18 protein-coding genes, 1 pseudogene and 1 riboswitch are annotated in these 17,352 nt (G+C 74.4%); of the genes and pseudogenes, 8 read left to right on the top strand and 11 right to left on the bottom strand.

Annotated elements, in window-relative coordinates; all coding sequences use genetic code 11:
• Positions 1-116: 116 nt before the first annotated feature.
• From ABT106_RS25515 to ABT106_RS25475, 9 genes and pseudogenes are all read right to left on the bottom strand, one after another.
• Positions 117-326 (bottom strand): MbtH family protein, encoded by a 210-nt coding sequence (locus ABT106_RS25515; protein WP_351281563.1) that lies wholly within the window; start codon positions 324-326, stop codon positions 117-119.
• Positions 327-802: 476 nt separating this feature from the next.
• Positions 803-1,379, bottom strand: a pseudogene (gene argB / locus ABT106_RS25510) (acetylglutamate kinase); the annotation flags it as partial.
• 19 nt (positions 1,380-1,398) lie between these two features.
• Complete coding sequence (locus ABT106_RS25505; RefSeq protein WP_351281560.1) at positions 1,399-2,037, bottom strand: isochorismatase family protein; 639 nt, start codon at positions 2,035-2,037, stop codon at positions 1,399-1,401.
• Between the two features lie 289 nt (positions 2,038-2,326).
• Positions 2,327-2,974: a serine/threonine-protein kinase gene (locus ABT106_RS25500; RefSeq protein WP_351281558.1), complete on the bottom strand. Its 648-nt coding sequence runs from the start codon at positions 2,972-2,974 to the stop codon at positions 2,327-2,329.
• Between the two features lie 143 nt (positions 2,975-3,117).
• Positions 3,118-5,436, bottom strand: coding sequence for a 5-methyltetrahydropteroyltriglutamate--homocysteine S-methyltransferase (gene metE / locus ABT106_RS25495; protein WP_351281556.1), 2,319 nt, complete (start codon positions 5,434-5,436; stop codon positions 3,118-3,120).
• A gap of 169 nt (positions 5,437-5,605) precedes the next feature.
• Positions 5,606-5,830, bottom strand: a riboswitch (cobalamin riboswitch).
• A gap of 590 nt (positions 5,831-6,420) precedes the next feature.
• Complete coding sequence (locus tag ABT106_RS25490) at positions 6,421-6,624, bottom strand: hypothetical protein (RefSeq protein ID WP_351281554.1); 204 nt, start codon at positions 6,622-6,624, stop codon at positions 6,421-6,423.
• Positions 6,625-6,775: 151 nt separating this feature from the next.
• On the bottom strand, positions 6,776-6,955 hold the full coding sequence (locus tag ABT106_RS25485; RefSeq protein WP_351281551.1) for a CsbD family protein: 180 nt from the start codon (positions 6,953-6,955) through the stop codon (positions 6,776-6,778).
• Positions 6,956-7,115: 160 nt separating this feature from the next.
• On the bottom strand, positions 7,116-7,904 hold the full coding sequence (locus tag ABT106_RS25480) for a sulfite exporter TauE/SafE family protein (RefSeq protein WP_351281548.1): 789 nt from the start codon (positions 7,902-7,904) through the stop codon (positions 7,116-7,118).
• 10 nt (positions 7,905-7,914) lie between these two features.
• A complete protein-coding gene (locus ABT106_RS25475; protein WP_351281546.1) occupies positions 7,915-8,307 on the bottom strand; it encodes a TOBE domain-containing protein in 393 nt (130 codons plus the stop codon).
• Positions 8,308-8,722: 415 nt separating this feature from the next.
• On the opposite strand from ABT106_RS25475, the gene ABT106_RS25470 reads away from it, so the two are divergent.
• Positions 8,723-9,667 carry a tellurite resistance/C4-dicarboxylate transporter family protein gene (locus ABT106_RS25470; RefSeq protein ID WP_351281543.1) on the top strand — a complete coding sequence of 315 codons (945 nt, stop codon included), beginning with the start codon at positions 8,723-8,725 and terminating at the stop codon, positions 9,665-9,667.
• On the opposite strand, the gene ABT106_RS25465 is transcribed toward ABT106_RS25470, so the two are convergent.
• Positions 9,636-10,364: a YoaK family protein gene (locus tag ABT106_RS25465; RefSeq protein WP_351281540.1), complete on the bottom strand. Its 729-nt coding sequence runs from the start codon at positions 10,362-10,364 to the stop codon at positions 9,636-9,638. The two genes, ABT106_RS25470 and ABT106_RS25465, sit on opposite strands and share 32 nt — an antisense overlap.
• Positions 10,365-10,597: 233 nt before the next feature.
• Between ABT106_RS25465 and ABT106_RS25460 the strand changes: the two genes are divergently transcribed.
• The 5 genes from ABT106_RS25460 (at position 10,598) to ABT106_RS25440 (ending at position 14,562) form a co-directional block, all read left to right on the top strand.
• On the top strand, positions 10,598-11,035 hold the full coding sequence (locus tag ABT106_RS25460) for a VOC family protein (protein WP_351281538.1): 438 nt from the start codon (positions 10,598-10,600) through the stop codon (positions 11,033-11,035).
• Positions 11,036-11,277: 242 nt separating this feature from the next.
• On the top strand, positions 11,278-11,964 hold the full coding sequence (locus ABT106_RS25455) for a Rossmann-fold NAD(P)-binding domain-containing protein (RefSeq protein ID WP_351281535.1): 687 nt from the start codon (positions 11,278-11,280) through the stop codon (positions 11,962-11,964).
• A 61-nt stretch (positions 11,965-12,025) separates the two neighbouring features.
• Complete coding sequence (locus tag ABT106_RS25450; protein ID WP_351281534.1) at positions 12,026-13,234, top strand: RNA ligase; 1,209 nt, start codon at positions 12,026-12,028, stop codon at positions 13,232-13,234.
• Between the two features lie 3 nt (positions 13,235-13,237).
• The gene (locus tag ABT106_RS25445) at positions 13,238-14,209 is read left to right on the top strand and encodes a phosphatase domain-containing protein (protein ID WP_351281531.1); all 972 of its coding nucleotides are present in this window, start codon (positions 13,238-13,240) and stop codon (positions 14,207-14,209) included.
• 2 nt (positions 14,210-14,211) lie between these two features.
• Positions 14,212-14,562, top strand: a complete 351-nt coding sequence (locus ABT106_RS25440; protein ID WP_351281529.1) for an NYN domain-containing protein — start codon at positions 14,212-14,214, stop codon at positions 14,560-14,562.
• Between the two features lie 39 nt (positions 14,563-14,601).
• Here the strand turns inward: ABT106_RS25440 and ABT106_RS25435 are convergent, their stop codons facing one another.
• Positions 14,602-15,132, bottom strand: a complete 531-nt coding sequence (locus ABT106_RS25435; RefSeq protein WP_351281527.1) for an SH3 domain-containing protein — start codon at positions 15,130-15,132, stop codon at positions 14,602-14,604.
• A 306-nt stretch (positions 15,133-15,438) separates the two neighbouring features.
• On the opposite strand from ABT106_RS25435, the gene ABT106_RS25430 reads away from it, so the two are divergent.
• Positions 15,439-16,275: a hypothetical protein gene (locus ABT106_RS25430; protein WP_351281525.1), complete on the top strand. Its 837-nt coding sequence runs from the start codon at positions 15,439-15,441 to the stop codon at positions 16,273-16,275.
• A 79-nt stretch (positions 16,276-16,354) separates the two neighbouring features.
• Positions 16,355-17,352: serine/threonine-protein kinase (locus ABT106_RS25425; RefSeq protein ID WP_351281522.1), on the top strand; the 998-nt coding region annotated here is incomplete at its 3' end.

The raw sequence follows: 17,352 nt of genomic DNA, 5'->3' as shown, positions 1-17,352 counted from the left end.
CCCGCGCCGGGGGGGGGGGCCGGGGCCGGCCACGTGGTGGGGGGGGGGGGGGGGGGGGGGCGCGGGGCTCCCCGGCCGCCGCCCCGGCCCGCGCGTGGGATCGGCTGCCCGCCCGGTCAGCTCCTGGCCGCGAGGCTGGCGGGCCGCATGTCGGTCCAGTGGGTGTCCGTGTACGCGGCGCAGCCCTGTCGGCTGTCCTCGCCGTGCACGGCGGTCCAGCCCGCGGGAATCTCCGCGAAGGCAGGCCAGAGCGAATGCTGGTTCTCGGCGTTCACGAGGACGAAGTAGCGGGCGTCGTCGTCTTCGAAGGGATTGGTGGTGGCCATGGCGTCTCTCCTTGGGTGATGACCGGGGTGGTCGGTACGGGAGTGTGGTGCGGGGTGGGTGGAGCCCGCGAGTCGGGCCGGCTCGGCCGTCGTCGCGATCGCCAGGGCCGGGTCGGCAGGGCCGAAGCCGATGCCCACCAGGTCCCGGACGTCCGGGAGGGGGCCCTCGGGTGTGGCGCTCGCGTGCGGTGCGGACATGCCCATCCTTCCTCGGTCCTACCAATGAAGTTAGGTAAGGCTGGCCTAACATTGCCGATGGGGTGAAGGCTGTCAAGTCGGACTCGGCCACCGCCGCGGGGCGGGGCAACCCCCGGCGCGTGCCACGGGCGTTGGGCACCGCGACGCCCGGGGCGCATCGGCTCCGGGGCGCTCGGCCTCGGGCGGGTGTGGCGGGCGTGACGGGTGTGACGGGTGTGACGGGCAGGGTGGCCGGGCGGGTTGACCCTCCCCCGCTCAGTGGGGAGGAGTTCCTCCCGAGGCGCGTCGTCGGGCACCACCGTCGTGCCGGTGTGCTCGTCGGCGAAGACCTCCAGCACCAGCGCGTGCGGCACCCTGCCGTCCAGTACGTGTGCCATCCGGACCCCGGAGCGCACCGCCCGCAGGCAGCCCTCCGTCTTGGGTGCCATGCCACCGGCCATGGACGGCAGCGGCTTCTCCAGGCCGGACGCCGTCGGGCGGTCGATGACGCTGGTGCCGTGCGGCCAGTCCGCGTAGAGGCACGCGACATCGGTGAGCATCACCAGTTTGTCCGCGTCCAGCGCCTCGGTGAGGGGGGGGCGGCGGCGAGGTGACCCGCAGTCCCGTCGCGAACCGGACCTCCGGCGAGAGGCGTTCGACTAACGAGCTGTTCTGCGGGCCGCCGCCGTGCACGACCACCGGCCGGAGCCCCGCGTGGCGCAGAGCGACCACGTCCTGGGCGAAGCTCTCCTTGAGTGCGTCGCTCACCATGGCGTTGCCGCCGAACTTGACCACGACCGTGCGGCCCTGGAAGCGTTCCAGCCAGGGCAGGGCCCCGATCAGTGTGCGCGCCCGCTGCGCCGCCGACCCGCTCACGGGGCGGGGTGTGCTGTCGTCACCGGGCTTCCAGTTCGTCGATGAGCGTCGTGGTGGTGCGTACGACGGCGCCTCGGGCGGCCGTCCAGCGCAGGGCGAGCGCGTGCTCCTCCTCGGAGGTGTCGGCGACCGCGTCGGCGACGACGAACGGCTGGATGTCGTTCATGAAGGCGTCGGCCGCCGTCAGCAGGACGCCGGAGTGGGCGAACACGCCGCACAGGACGAGCTGGTCCCGGCCCGTGGAGCGCAGGATGCGCTCCAGGTGGCTCCGCAGGAAGGCGTTGTGCCGGGCGTTCGCGATCACGTGCTCGCCCCGGTGCGGGGTCAGCTCCTCGGTGATCGACACGTCGCGGGCCGGTGTCGCCGTTCCGCCTCCCAGCTCGGCGGCGAGGCCCAGTTGCTCGGGCCGTTCGGCCGGCGGCTCGGCGCTGAAGACGACCGGCATGCCCAGGCGCCGGGCGGTGCTCCGCAGCGCGGCGATGTTGCCGACCAGCTCCACGAGGGGGGAGCATTCCCGGGGGAAGGGGTGCAGCTTGTGGTTCTGCATGTTGTGGATCAGGAGGGCGGCCCGGTCGGCGTCGATCGCCCAAGGGGCCACGGAGAGCGGAAGGGTGCCCTGGGTGGGCATGGGATAGGGGTCGATGGCGGCAAGGCCCACGGCTGGATCTCCTCGGTACCGGTGCTCGGCGGACCGGGCCGGTGGCGCGCGAGCGGGACGAGAACCGGCGGAGAACCCGCCCCCTCATCGTCTACTTAGCTTAGCCTAACCTAAGTATCTGTCCGGTTGGTATGTGGGGTGCGGGTGTGGGCCGGCTCTCCGGCCGCCCGTTCCCCGCGTTCGGCACGGTGCCCGTCCCCGCCTCCGGTGCGGCGTCCGCCGCCGTGTCCGGTGGGGTGTCCGGCCGGGTGTCCGGCGCGCGCGTTGCGTCCCGTGTCCGCTCCGGTGCTCAGCCCCGCGGGCCGCTGTCTGCGTCCAGCCCGCTCGCCCGGAGGCCGGGTTGGCCGCCCGGCGACAGGAGCGGGTCGTCGAGCTGGACGATCCGGTATCCCGCCCGGCTGCTCGCGGCCTTGGCCGGCCGGCGCCGCTGGCCGGCGGCCGCCTTCGCCGACCGGGCCCGCTGGGCCGCCGCGATCAGGGCCCCCACCGGGGGCGCCTCGGCGCGCAGCCGGTTGAACCCGCGGATGGAGATCCCGACGAGCGTCGCCGCCGCCGGCCACGCGGCGCCCTTGCGGATCGCGTTCAGCATCAGCTGGAGTGCGGCGGGTGTGGGGGTCGTTCCCGGGCTGAGCCCGTGGGCCTCGGCCAGCGCGTGTGCGGCGCCGAGCGCCGTGGCGAAGCTGGCGTCGAGGTCCAGCCACTCGCGCAGGGTGCGCTCGGGTACGCCCGCCGCGGCCGCGCATCCGGGGATGGTCAATCCCTGGGCGGCTCCGCGCAGGGCGTCCGCCATGCGAGCAATCGTTTCCTCACGCTGGCTGGGCGTGCGTCGCAGCGCGTCGCGCAGTGCCCGGTCCATTTCTTCCTGCGAGCCCAGCCAGGCCACCACCTCGTCGGCCCACTCGTCCTGCTGTGACTGGCGTCGCGCCTTCTCGCGCATCCCCACACCCCCATGTTTAGGTAAGCCTAACCTAAGAATATGGGTGCGGGGATGGAAGGAGGGATCGGGCCGTCGAATATGCCCCCGGAAACAGGCCGGGCCGGCCCGGACGGGAAACCCGCCCGGCCCGGCCCCAACCGGTTTCAGGAAGAGGGGAGTTCCGCCCGGATCTCGCGGGCGGCGGCCACGAGGTGCTCCAGCGAGGCCCGGGTCTCCGCCCAGCCGCGGGTCTTCAGGCCGCAGTCGGGGTTGACCCAGAGCCGTTCGGCGGGGATGGCCTCCAGTCCCTTGCGGAGCAGGTCCGCCGCCTCCCGGGCGGAGGGGATGCGCGGCGAGTGGATGTCCCACACGCCGGGACCGGCCTCGCGCGGGTAGCCGTGCTCGGCGAGCTCGCGCGCGACCTGCATGTGGGAGCGGGCCGCCTCCAGGCTGATGACGTCCGCGTCGAGGTCGTCGATGGCCTGGACGATGTCGCCGAACTCCGCGTAGCACATGTGCGTGTGGATCTGGGTCTCCGGCCGGACGCCCGAGGTCGTGAGGCGGAAGGACTCGGTGGCCCAGGCCAGGTAGCCGGCGTGCCCGTCGGCGCGCAGCGGCAGCGTCTCGCGCAGCGCGGGCTCGTCGACCTGGATGACCGAAGTCCCGGCCGCCTCCAGGTCGTTGACCTCGTCGCGCAGCGCCAGTCCGACCTGGCGCGCGGTCTCACCGAGCGGCTGGTCGTCGCGTACGAAGGACCAGGCGAGCATGGTGACCGGACCCGTGAGCATGCCCTTGACCGGCCGGGAGGTCTGCGCCTGCGCGTACGTCGTCCAGCGCACCGTCATCGGGTCGGGGCGGGAGATGTCCCCGGCCAGGACCGGCGGCCGCACGTACCGGGTGCCGTAGGACTGGACCCAGCCGTGCTGCGTCGCCAGGTAACCGGTCAGCTGCTCGGCGAAGTACTGCACCATGTCGTTGCGTTCGGGCTCGCCGTGTACCAGGACGTCGATGCCGGTCTTCTCCTGGAAGGAGAGGACCTCGCGGATCTCGTCCTTGATGCGCTCCTCGTACCCGGCGGTGTCGATGCGTCCGGCGCGCAGGTCGGCCCGGGCGACGCGCAGCTCGTCGGTCTGCGGGAAGGACCCGATGGTGGTGGTGGGCAGCAGCGGGAGCCCCAGGTGGGCCCGCTGGGCGGCGGCGCGCTCGGGGTAGGGCCGGGAGCGGCGGCCGTCCGACTCGGTGATCGCCCCGGTACGGGCCCGCACCGCCGGGTCGTGGGTGATGGGGGAGGCGGCGCGGGAGGCCAGGTCGGCCCGGTTCGCGGCCAGTTCGGCGCCGATCGCGCCGGTCCCCTGGGCCAGCCCGCGGGCGAGGGTGGTGATCTCTGCCGTCTTCTGGCGGGCGAAGGCCAGCCAGCGCCGGATCTGCGGGTCGATGTCGCGCTCCACGTCGGCGTCCAGCGGGACGTGCAAGAGGGAGCTGGACGCGGCGACGTCGACCCGGTCGGCCAGGCCCAGGAGGGTGCCGAGGGTGGTCAGCGACTTCTGGTAGTCGTTGATCCAGATGTTGCGGCCGTTGACGACGCCCGCGACCAGACGCTTGCCCGGGAGGCCGCCGACCGCGGCGAGGTCGGCGAGGTTCGCCGCGGCCCGGTCGGTGAAGTCGAGGGCGAGTCCCTCCACGGGAGCCTTCGCCAGGACCGGAAGGGCCTCGCCCAGCCGGTCGAAGTACGAGGCCACGAGCAGCTTGGGACGCTCCGTCAGGGCGCCCAGCTCGCGGTAGGCGCGGGTGGCGGCGTTCAGTTCGGCCGGGGTGCGGTCCTGGACCAGGGCCGGTTCGTCGAGCTGGACCCACGCGGCGCCCGCGGCGCGCAGGTCGGCGAGGACCCGCGCGTACACGGGCAGCAGCCGGTCCAGCAGGGTCAGCGGCTCGAAGTCGTCGGCGACCCCGGGGGCGGGCTTGGCCAGGAGCAGGTAGGTGACCGGGCCGACCAGTACGGGCCGTGCGGTGTGGCCGTGGGAGAGGGCCTCGGTCAGTTCGGCGACCTGCTTGGCGGAGTCGGCCGTGAAGGCGGTGTCGGGGCCCAGTTCGGGGACGAGGTAGTGGTAGTTCGTGTCGAACCACTTGGTCATCTCCAGCGGGGCCACGTCCTGCGTGCCGCGCGCCATCGCGAAGTAGCCGTCGAGCGGGTCGGCGGCCACGGCCTCCCGGTGCCGGGCGGGGACCGCGCCGACCATGACCGTGGTGTCCAGGACGTGGTCGTAGTACGAGAAGTCCCCGGTCGGAACCTCGTGGATGCCCGCCTCGGCCAGTTGCCGCCAGTTGGCGCCGCGCAGGTCGCGGGCGGTGTCCCGGAGGGCTTCGGCGCTGACGCGGCCCTTCCAGTAGCCCTCGATGGCCTTCTTCAGTTCGCGGTTCCGGCCCTGACGGGGGTAGCCGTACACGGTGGCCTGTACTGCCGCGGCTGCGGACTCGGTGGTCACGGAACTCTCCTTCGCGAGCGTGTCTCCATGGGCCCGGTGAGGGCGGAGGGCGCGAAGGGTGCCGGAACGGGCGGGGCCCCGGGGTCGCGTACGGCTGGTACGCGACGGGAGGATCCGCCTGAAGCACGCCGACCCGCCCACGAGGTCACCGGGAAACCGCGCGCGGTCGATCGCGCACGGGCAACGGGCAGGTCTTCGGACTCGCGGGCACGCCTGCCGGTCTCCCGGCGGGCACCTACTGGCCGTCGCTTCCCAGACCCGTCCCGGGTCCAGTGCGTATGACGGCGGTCGTTCCCGCTCACCGCTGCGGGGCAGTCCCGGATTCCCACCGGGTTCCCTCTTACGACGCGACCCGTCCGGCTGACGGGGGCGAACCAGCTGCGGGAGCCACACTAGGCCGTGGGACTCGAGGATGAATACAACGGTCCGGATGGCGGACGGTGAACTGGGGCGCCGGCGGGCGCGCGACGACACCACTCGCCGTACCCCCACCGCGTCCGTGCGGTCACCGGCGCACCCTCTGCCCGGAGACCCGCCGGGCCCCCTCGGCCCCGGCCGTACGTGGGGCTGTCGCTCGGCTACGGCGTGAGCGGGGTCGGGTACGCGCTCGGCGCGGCGTCCGTCATCGAGGCGCACGGCACGGCGGCGTTCGGTTACGCGGAGAGCGCCTTCGGAGCCGGCTGTGTCCTCGGCGGCCTGATCACGATGCGCCTGCGCCCCGCCCGCCCGCTGTTCGCGGGCGGACTCGCGATGCTCCTGTTCCCGCTGATGCCGCTCGCGGCCGCGATGGTTCCCGAGCTGCCGCTGCTGATGCCCGGGTGCGGGCTGAGCGGGCTCGGCTGGGCCTTCTGGGGCGTCCACCGGCTCCTGGCGGCCGGGGCCGCGATCGGGCTCGGCTGCGCCCTCGCGCTCCTGGCCGTACGCCCGATCCGCCGCCTGGCGCCGGCGCCCGCCCGAAGGGGCTCCGCGCGTCGGGGCCGCCGCTCAGGCGGCCTGGCTGCCGGGGACGACCGGGGCCGCGGGCGGCGCGGGGGGCTCCTGCGTCTCCGCCTCGGGGACGGGGGCCAGATGCCGTCGCGGCGTCGCCGGCCGCAGCCGGTCGGGATCGAGCATGTGCTCCTCGTAGCGGCCGAGGGCGAGCATGACGCAGAGGAGGAGGGGCGGCACGAGGAGCACGGTGAAGATCACGACGGTCCCTTCGGCAGGGGGTGGCCCCTCGCGCGTGCCCGGTGGGTCGACCGGGAAGCACCGAGGGGGCGTACGTGTCAGCACGGGTGGAGAGTCGGGTGCGGCGCCCGTACGGGTGACCGGGCGCCGCTTCACTGCGTGGGCCGGAGCGTCAGTGGGTGCCCCTGGCCTTCTTCATCTTGTCGCCGGCCTTCGTGGCCATCTCCTCGGCCTTGCCGCTCATCCGCTCGGCGCTGCCTTCCGCCTGCATCTTCCTGTCGTCCGTGGCGCTGCCCGCGGTCTCCTTGAGCTTGCCCTTGACCTGCTTGGCCTTCGCCTTCGCCTTGCTCATGATGAGGTCGTTCCTTTCTGGGGAGATTGGTCACGCAAGCTCACCATGCGTCCGGATCGACCTCGGTGCAATTCGGAGCAAAACGGGCGAATCGCTCCGCGGTGTGCACGTGTCGCGGGCTCGCGCCGACCGGGCCCGGCATGACCCGAAACGAGGTCTCTCAGCCCAGCGTCCCCGCCGCGTACAGGGCGCCGACCGACGCCGCCAGCGTGCCGAGCAGGAGCCGGAGCGCCCGGTCGGGGAGGCGCGGAGCGAGCCGGGCGCCGAGGTAGCCGCCGACGAGGCCGCCCGCGCCGCAGGACAGGCCGAGCAGCCAGTGCGGCGCGATGTCGTCCGAGCCGGAGAACGACAGCAGCGCGTACGTCGCCGCTCCCACGACGGACGTGGCGAAGGTGGCGGCCAGCGCCGCCGGGGCGACGCGCGCGACCGGCATGCCGCGGCCCACGAGGACCGGGCCGAGCAGCGAACCGCCGCCGATGCCGTAGATCCCGCCGACCACCCCCACGGCCAGGGCCAGCGCGGTGACCGTCCGCGGGCGCGGCACGGAGGCGGAACCGGCCGGGCGCCGGTCCGGCCGGAGGGTCCGCACGACGAGCCACAGCCCCAGCGGCAGCAGGAGCACGGCCACCAGTACGCGGAACACGCCGGGCCCGGGCACGGCGAACACCCGGATGACCGCGCCGAGTACGACACCCGGCAGCGTGCCCAGCACCAACTGCCGCACCAGGGGCCCCCGCAGGGCGCCGGTGCGCCGGTACCGCAGGAGCGCCCCCGGCCCGGCGACGACGTTGTACAGCAGGTTCGTCGGGGTCACCGCCGGGCTGGGCACGGCGAACACGCTCAGCTGTACGGGCAGCAGGAACACCGCACCCGACACCCCGACCGGCGCCGTCACGACGGCGATCAGCAGCCCGGCGGCCAGGCCGCCGAGGACCGTCCCCCAGTCCACCCCCGGCCGCTCAGCCGCGGTCGACGTGCACGCTGGTGGACTTCACGCGTGCCGTGGCCCGCACGCCGACTTCGAGCCCCAGCTCCTCGACCGCCTCCCGGGTCAGCAGCGACACCACCCGGTGCGGGCCCGCCTGCACCTCGACCTGGGCCGACACGTCACCGAGCCGGATCCCGGTCACGATGCCGGGGAAGGCGTTGCGGGCGGAGATGCGGGACGGGTCCTCGTCCTCGGCGCCCTCCCGGGCGGCCTCCACGCAGAACGCCGCCAGGTCCGGGCCATCGACGATGCGGCGGTTGGCCTCGCGCCGGGTGGGGAAACGCCCGGCGTCCGCCCACCGCCTGGCGGTGTCGACGCTGACGCCCAGCAGCCGCGCCGCCTGGCCGATCGTGTAGGACTCCATGCGCCTCACCCTACTCAGCGGCCCCACCCGCCCGGCCACTGCCCGGGGCCCGTGCGCTGCGCCAGCCCGGTGAGGCGGACCCCGCATCACCGGAAGGAGGGGATCCGGTACGCCTCCGCGTCGTGCCCGGTGTGGGCGAACGCGGCGAACGCGGCGGACGCGAAGGCGGCGTCGGGGCGGTGGCTCACCGTCAGGAAGGCTCCCCCCGTCGCGCGGTCACCTGTCTCCGCCTCCCGCCGCCGCGCCCTGGACTGCACCCAGCGCGCGCTGCGGCTCCCGAACGGCGGGCTCACACCGGGCAACGACCCGGAGCACGGGTGGGGCCCGTACGCCCCGGGCGGGGCACGGGGCACCCGGTCCCCGCCCGGCTGCGTCCCCGCTGGCGGGGCACCGACCCGTGGTGTCCGCTGGAGGGGTGAGCCCTCTCCCCGAGCGCGGCTGGTGGGCCGGGCTCCCGCCCGCGGCGGGAGCCGCCGTCATGGCGGCCGGCATCCTCTCCGTCGGCCTGGAGCTGGTCGGGCGCGAGGTGCTGTCCCTGGCCGCACTGGCCGTCGCCGTGGCGCTGTGGCTGGTGCTCGGCATCGACTTCGCCACCCGGCTGATCGGCGACCGCGGCCGCTTCCGGGCCGAGGCGGACACCCCGGCGGGCCTGGCCGCTGTCGTCGCCACCACCGTGATCGGCACCCGGATCTCCGGGCTCGGCCGGCAGGGCGCCGCGGCCGCACTGCTCGTGGTCGCCGCCGCGCTGTGGCCCTGGCTGATGGTCCACGTCGTACGCCACTGGCGGCGCCGGATGCCCGGCGTCGCCTTCATGGTCTGCGTGGCCACCCAGGGGCTCGCCGTCCTGGCGGCGGTTCTCGCCGCCGCCCTGTCCCGTACCTGGCTGGACCGGGCGGCGCTCGCCGCCTTCTGCCTCGGACTGCTGCTCTACGCCCGGGCCCTGGGCCGCTTCGACCTCCGCGAGGTGGCCGGCGGAGCCGGTGACCACTGGGTGGCGGGCGGCGCGCTGTCCATCTCCGCCCTGGCGGGCTCCAAGCTCACGGAATCACCCGTGTGGACGGGGCCCGCGCACGAGGTCCTGCGCGCCGTCACGCTCGTGACCCTCGCCCTGTCCCTCGCCTGGTACGCCGTCCTCCTCGTCGCGGAGCTGCGCCACCCCCGGACGCGGTACGACGTCCGCCGCTGGGCGACGGTGTTCCCGCTCGGCATGACCGCCACCGCCTGCCTCTCCGCCGCCGGCCCGGTGGGGGTCGGCTGGCTGCGCCCGCTGGGCGAGGTGCTGCTCTGGATCGCCGTGGGCGCCTGGCTGCTGACCCTCACCGCCATGGTCACCTCCCGCCGGGCGGGGCGGCCGGGCTGAGTTCCGTACGCCTCCACCACCCCAGGACCGCCACCCAGACCAGCAGGGCGACCGCCGCCAGCAGCGCCCACCGCGACCCGTGCCGCAGCATCAGCAGGCCCCCGGACAGCGCCCCGCAGACGAGCGCCCCGACCGACACCAGCCGGCGTACGGAAGCCGCCCCCCACGGATCGGCGGCGAGGCCGGTCAGGGTCCGCGTGACGACGGTGGTGGTCAGATCGGGGACGCCGAGCCGGTGCACGACCGCGTTCTGCAGCCCCATGCCCAGGGCCAGCAGCGCGACGACCGCCAGCTGACCGGCGCAGCCCGCCGTCATCGCGAGGGCGGCCGCCACCAGCAGGGCCTGCACCGCCACCAGCGGCCCGAACGCCCGCTCCGCCGTCCCGCCGGGGAGCAGCCGCCCGGCCGCCCCGGCGCCGACGACGAAGGCGCCGAGTGCCAGGAGGGTGGCCGGGGCCGAGAGCGTGCGGTCCCCGGCGAGCGCGAAGCCGAGGAAGACCACGTTCCCGGTCATGTTCGCGACGAAGGCGTGGTCGAGCCCGAGGTAGCTCACCGCGTCCACCACCCCGCTCACGAAGGTGAGCACGACGAGCAGCGGCGGCAGCACCCCGTGCGGGCCGCCGTGCTCCTGTGGACCGGGCGGGAAGAGCAGGGCGGCCAGGGGCCGCAGGATCCCGCGACGGGTGCCTGACGTCATGAAGTCCTCCCGTGTCCGTCTGTGCCCTGCCGTGCGCTGCCCGGCCCCGCGCTGCCCTGCCGTGTCCTGGACCGCCCTGCGCTGACGCACCGTGCCCCGCTGCATGGTGCTGGCCCCGGCCGCCGCATCCCGCGCGACCCGCCGTCGCCTCCGCCGCGAGACCCCACCGGCCCCATCCGCCCCGCCCGCCGTCTCCTGTGGCGGTCACGGCTCCCGCTCAGTAGGGTCCCGGCATGGCATACACGTTCCAGGTGACCATCGACTCCGCCGCCCCGCACGCCCTCGCCGACTGGTGGGCCGACGCGCTCGGATGGGAAGTCGAGCCGAGCGACGAGGCGTTCATCCGGGGCCTGATCGCCGCGGGCCACGCGACCGACGAGGACACGACGACCCACAACGGCGTGCTCGTCTGGAAGGCGGGCGCCGCCATCCGTCACCCGGAGGGCCTGGAGCGCGCGCCCCGCGTCCTGTTCCAGGCGGTCCCCGAGCCGAAGACGGTCAAGAACCGCGTCCACCTGGACGTCCGCACCGGGCCGGACGAGGACCACAAGAGCGTCGTCGAGCGGCTCCTCGCCAAGGGCGCCACCTTCCTCCACGAGGGTCACCAGGGTCCCAGCGTCTGGACGACGATCGCCGACCCGCAGGGCAACGAGATCTGCATCTCGAACTGACACCTCCGCGGCAGGGGAGCCGCATGAACACGACCTCGACGCGAACCAGCTCCGGCACGGCCCTCGGCGTCCCGCTCGTCGTCGTCTCCGGTGCGGTGCCGTGCCGTGCCGTGCCGTGCGTCGCGAGGCGGAGGATCACGACTCGCACCGGACGTACGTGCGTGGTCCGCCAACGCGGCGAGGTGCCGTGCCGGGCGCCGCGACCCGGTGGACCTCTCCGGCCACGGCACTACGCTGCTGCCGTGAACGTCATCCTCTTCGGCGCGACCGGCATGATCGGCCGGGGCGTCCTGCGCGAATGCCTCCGCGACGACTCCGTCGAGAGCGTCCTCGTGTTCGGCCGCACCCCGCTCGGCGTCACCCATCCCAAGCTCCGCGAGCGCGTCCAGGACGACCCGTCCGACCTGTCCGCGCCGGACCTGGACCCGACCGCGTACGACGCCTGCTTCTTCTGCCTCGGCGTTTCCTCCGTCGGCATGAGGGAGGAGGCGTACCGGCGCGTGACGTACGACCTGACGCTCGCGGTGGCCCGTCCCCTGGCCGCGGCCAACCCCGCCCTGACCTTCGTCTACGTCTCCGGCGAGGGCACAGACAGCACCGAGCGCGGCCGCTCCATGTGGGCCCGCGTCAAGGGGCGCACCGAGAACGCCCTGCTGGAACTGCCCTTCCGGGCCTACATGTTCCGGCCCGGGATCGTGCGGCCCATGCACGGCGTTGCCTCCAAGACCCGCCTCTACCGCACCCTCTACGCCGTGACCGCGCCGCTCTTCCCCCTGCTGCGGCGGATCGCGCCGGACCTCGTCACCACCACCGAGGACCTCGGCCGTGCCATGATCGCCGTCGCCGCACCGTCCGGCGCCGGTGTGCCCGGACGCATCCTGCGCCCCCGGGACATCAACCGGCTGGGAGCGGGCTCCGACCCGTCATAATCGAGTACCGGCAGATCCTCCCGCACGTGAGAATGAGCCATCTCAATCCGGGAGGAACCCCATGAGCCAGGACCGCCTGACTCTGCACGACCTGATGCCCGCCCAGGAACTGGCCGCCTCGATCGACGCCGGATACGTGACGCGCAAGGCACACCCCGAACTGCCGCTGTCCCTCTACACGTACACGCGGACGGCCCAGTACGAGCGCGTCTGGAACCAGGTCACCACCCGCTGCCGGGGACTCGTCGCCGACGACACCACCGGTGCGGTCGTCGCGCTGCCGCTGCCGAAGTTCTTCAACGTCGGCGAGCACGAGTCGGGGCAGCCGTACGCGCCCGCCCTGCCCGACGAGCCGTTCGAGGTCTACGACAAGGTCGACGGCAGCCTCGCGGTGCTCTTCCACTACGCGGGCCGCTGGCGGGCCGCCTCCAAGGGTTCCTTCACCAGCACCCAGGCCACCTGGGCGCAGCGCCACCTCGACGCCAGGGACACCACGGCCCTCGTGCCGGGCACGACCTACCTCGCGGAGGTTCTCTACCCGCAGAACCGCATCGTCGTCGACTACGGCGACCGGCGCGACCTCGTGCTCCTCGCCGCCTTCACCACGGACGGCGCCGAGGTCCCGCTCGCGGAGGCCGCGCCCCGCTGGGCGGGGATCGGGTCCGTCGTCACGGTGTGGCCCGCGATGCCCCTCGCCGAGCTGATCGCGCTCGCCGACTCCAACACCCTGCCCGGCGGCGCCGCCGCGACCGGCACCCAGGCCGAGGGCTTCGTGCTGCGCTTCGCCTCCGGCGTGCGCGCCAAGGCCAAGCTCTCGGAGTACGTACGCCTGCACAAGGTGCTCACCGGTGTCACCGAGCGGGACATCTGGCGGTCCCACGGCGTCCAGCGGTTCGCCGGACTGCCCGCCAGGCAGCTCGCCCAGGGCCTGAACTGCCGGATCGAGGACATCGAGACGGCCGGCGGGAAGCCGCTCGACGCGCTGCTGGAGCAGGTGCCCGACGAGTTCGACACCTGGGTCCGCGCGGTCGTCACCCGCCTCGAGGACGAGGCCGCGCTCCGCGAGCGCGCGGTCGAGGAGGCGTACGCGGGGCTCGCGCACCTGGCCGCCGACCGGGGCGCCTTCGCCCGCGCCGCCAAGGCACTGCCCGACGGCGGGATCCGCGCGGCGATGTTCCTGCGCCTCGACGGAAAGTCCACCGACCTCGTCGTCTGGCGCTTCGTCCGGCCCGAGGCCGCCGACCCCTTCACGAACGACGAGGAGAACTGAACCGTGTCCCAGGAGACACCCGAGCCCGTGGCCGAGGAGACCCCGCTGCCCGTCGTGCACGTCATGACGGGCCTGCCCGCCTCCGGCAAGACGACCGCCGCGCGCGCCCTGCAGGCCGAGGCGGGCGGGCGCATGCGCCGCGTCAACCTCGACGACCTGCGGAGCATGCTCGACCTGCCCGACCCCGGGCGGAGCCGCGGCTTCGCCCACGAACAGACCGTGCTGGCCGTCCAGGACGCTGCGCTCCGCGCGGCCGTCGACGGCGGTTTCGACGTGGTCGTCGACAACACCCATCTGACCAAGCACATCCCCAAGCGGCTCCAAGCGGCCGTCGGGGGCCTCGCGACCTTCGTCGTGCACGACTTCACCGACGTCCCGCTGGAGGAGTGCCTGCGCCGGGACGCCGCCCGCGAACGCCCGGTCGGCGAGGAGATCATCCGGATCCTGGCCGAGAAGCACCAGAAGGCCCGCAAGGGCGGCTGGCGGCTGACGGCGCAGTGGATGAACGGCGGATCCGGCGCGGCCGGGCCGCCCGTGACGGAGTACGTCCCCGATCCGGCGCTGCCGTCCGCGGTGATGTGCGACATCGACGGGACGCTCGCGCTGACCGGCGACCGCGGCCCGTACGACTTCTCGCGCTGCGAGCTCGACCTGCTCAACGAGTCGGTCAAGCACGCCCTGGACGCCTTCCGGCGTGCCGACGGCGACACGATCGTGCTGCTGTCGGGGCGCGGCGAGGAGCACCGGACGCGGACCGAGTCGTGGCTGCGCCGGCACGAGGTGCCGTACGACGAGCTGTGGATGCGCGCGGCCGGCGACGGGCGCCGCGACGACGTGGTGAAGGCGGAGCTGTTCGACGCGCACGTGCGCCACCGGTACGCGGTGCGGATCTCGCTCGACGACCGGGACCGGGTGGTCGCGGTGTGGCGTCGGATGGGCCTGCCCACCTGGCAGGTCAACTACGGGGACTTCTAGCCGTGGCCCGCGTGCTCGTCGTGGACGGCGCGAACGTGGTCGGCTCGGTACCGGACGGCTGGTGGCGCGACCGCCGGGGCGCGGCGGAGCGCCTGCGCGACCGGCTGGCCGGGTGGGAGGGCGGGGAGGAGGTCGTCCTCGTCGTCGAAGGAGCGGCCCGGGGCGTCGAGTCGGTACCCGGGGTGCGGGTGGACTCGGCGCCCGGAAACGGCGACGACCGGATCGTGGAGCTGGCCGCGGCCTACGCGGAGCGCGGCTGCACCGTGGTCACCGCCGACCGGGAGCTGCGCGAGCGGGTCCGGGCGTACGGGGCCGAGTGCGTGGGCCCGCGCGCCGTGCGCCCGGCACCCTGAGCGGGTACCGGGCGCACGGGAGCCGGGCCGGGGGCCGGATCAGCGGCAGTACTTCACCGGGGAGAGGTTCTTGACCCAGCGGGCGGCGACCCAGCGGTCGTCGTCACCGGCCCTGACGTCGTCGCGGCTGTCCTGACGGCTGTCCTCGCGCCCGTCCTGGCGTCCGTCCTGACGGCCGTCCTGACGACCATCCTGACGGCCGTCCTGACGGCCGTCCTCGCGTCCGTCCATGCCGCCGTTGCCGTTCTCCATGTCACCGTCGCGGTCGTCCAGGCGGTACCACAGGCGGTTGCCGTCGACCGACTCGCCGTACTTCTTGCACTCGATCTCGACCTTGCGGTTCGGGGACACCTGGCCGACGATCCGCGAGCGGGTGGACGGCTTGCTGCGGACCTTCAGCGGGCCCTTCGAGACGACCCGGCCGACGGCGTGGCCGTCGAGGACCGCCGCGGCCTGTGACGGGGCTCCGGCCATCGGGTTCTCGTCCGCGATGGCGGCGCCCGTCCCGACCAGGCCGAGCACCAGGCTTCCGGCGGCGAGAGCGAGGATGGTCCTGGTGGGCTTCAGCATGAGCCGGCTCCTCTACGAAGACATCCACCCGGCCGCGACGTGCGGCGCGGGACGGCAACCAGGCGGCTGCCAGGGTCGACTATGACGACGCGGGACCCGGCAGCCCCGCTGACTCACCGCCGTTTAGCCCGAAATGCCCAATCTGCACCCCGAGGGTGAGCCCGGCGTGCCGTCGCGCCCGGAACGCGTGGCGCTCGTACTCAGACGGCTGGGTCCAGGTACTCAGGAGAACCGCGCCTCCCGCTCGCTACGGTGAGATCCACACGGGGGTCCGGCGAAGGACTGACGAGGGTTCAGGGGGCGGTCATGCGGCGTACGCGCGCGTTGGCGGGGGCACTGGGCGGGACACTGGCGGGGGCGCTGGCCCTGGCGGGATGCGGGGCCGGCGGGGACACCGCCGCGAAACCGGGGCCGGGTCCGACGGCCACGGCCACGGCGTCCCCCACGGCGACGGGCGCGCCCGGCGGCACTCCGGCGCCCTCCGGCTCGACGCCCCCCGGCACCCTGCCCACGGCGTACACCTTCACGGCCGACCCGGCCCGCGTCCCGCGCACCGGGGAAGAAGCCCGGCGCCTGACCCGCGCGGCCGCGCTCGACCCGGACTCCTGGTCGGCGGGCATGGTGGCGCACGACCCGTACGAGAGCGGCGGCAGCCGCCCGGTCCTCTCGGCCGACTGCGTCTGGTCGCGCGGCGGCCTGCCGGCCGACGTGCTGGACAGCCACACCCGGAAGATCGACCTGCCGGCCAAGGACGGCAAGGGCCGGCTGCTCGGCTCCGTCACGCTCACCGTGCACCGGGACGCGGCCGCGGCCGACCGCGACATGAGTGACACCGTGCAGCAGAGCTTCCGCTGCCCAGACCAGGACCTCGGCGGCGGACAGTTCCTCCGCGGCCTGATGTCGATGCACCAGCCGAAGGAGTCGGTGCTCAACGCCGACGCCTCGATGTTCGAGTCGGGAACGTACGCGTCCGCCGAATCGGGCGGCCCGCAGTCCTACGTGTGGGTCAAGTCCCGCATCGGAACGGTCGTGATGGCCCTGTCCGTCAAGGGCGCCCAGGGGTACACGGTCCGGGACCTGCTGCCGCTGGCCGCCGAGGGCGGGGCCAAGGCCCTCTACCGCGTCGAGCTGGAGCTAAAGTGAGCGCCCGCACCCCCTCGGCCCGCACCCCCTCGGCCCCGACCCCGTCAGTCCGCCCCCCGTCCGGCGGGGGACCCCGCTGATGCAGCCGCTGCACCCCACCGACCCCGCCCGGGTCGGTGGCTACCGCACGCTGGGGCGGCTCGGCGCCGGCGGCATGGGGGTGGTCCTGCTCGGCCGCTCCGCCGGTGGGGCGCTGGCCGCCGTCAAACTGGTCCGGGCCGAGTACGCCGACGACCCCGCCTTCCGCGTCCGCTTCCGGCGGGAGGTCGCGGTCGCCCGCAAGGTCCGCAGCCGCTGGGCCGTGCCGGTGGTGGACGCCGACACCGAGGCCCCCGCGCCGTGGCTCGCCACGGAGTTCGTCCCCGGGCCCGCGCTCAGCGACGCCGTCGCCCGGTCCGGCGGGCTTCCGCCGGACAGCGTCCGCTTCCTCGGGGCCCGGCTGGCGGAGGCACTCGGCGCCGTCCACGCGGCCGGTCTCGTCCACCGCGACGTGAAGCCCGCGAACGTGCTGCTCGCCACCGACGGACCCCGCCTGATCGACTTCGGGATCGCGCGGGCCCTGGACGACACCGTGCTCACCGCCACCGACGTCGTGATCGGCTCGCCCGGCTTCCTCTCCCCGGAACAGGCGCAGGGCGGGCACGTGGGGCCGCCGAGCGACATCTTCTCTCTCGGGTGCGTGCTGGCGTACGCGGCCACCGGACGGCGCCCGTTCGGCTCCGGCCCCGTGGAGGCGATGCTGTTCCGTACGGTCCACGACACCGCCGACACCACGGGCATCCCACACGGGCTGCTGGACGTGGTCGCGGCCTGCCTCGCCAAAGCGCCGGCCGACCGGCCGACGGCCGCGGGACTGCGGGACGCGCTCCTCCAGGACACCGACGGCCCCTGGCTGCCGGGCCCGCTGCTCCAGCTGATCGCCGAACGCTCCGCGTCGATGCTGCAGTTGCCCGACATCGAGCCGACCCGGACGACCACCCCGACCGGGCCGGCCGCCCCCGCCGACACCCCGCCCGTGCCTCCGCACGCGCCCGCGCGCCCCCGGCGCCGGGTCCTGCTCGGCGCGGCCGCCGCGAC

This window comes from Streptomyces sp. NPDC002044 (assembly GCF_040296725.1).
GTDB lineage: Bacteria > Actinomycetota > Actinomycetes > Streptomycetales > Streptomycetaceae > Streptomyces > Streptomyces antarcticus.
The sequence above is the reverse complement of the archived record's forward strand: the minus strand, read 5'-3'. Positions and strand labels throughout refer to the sequence as shown.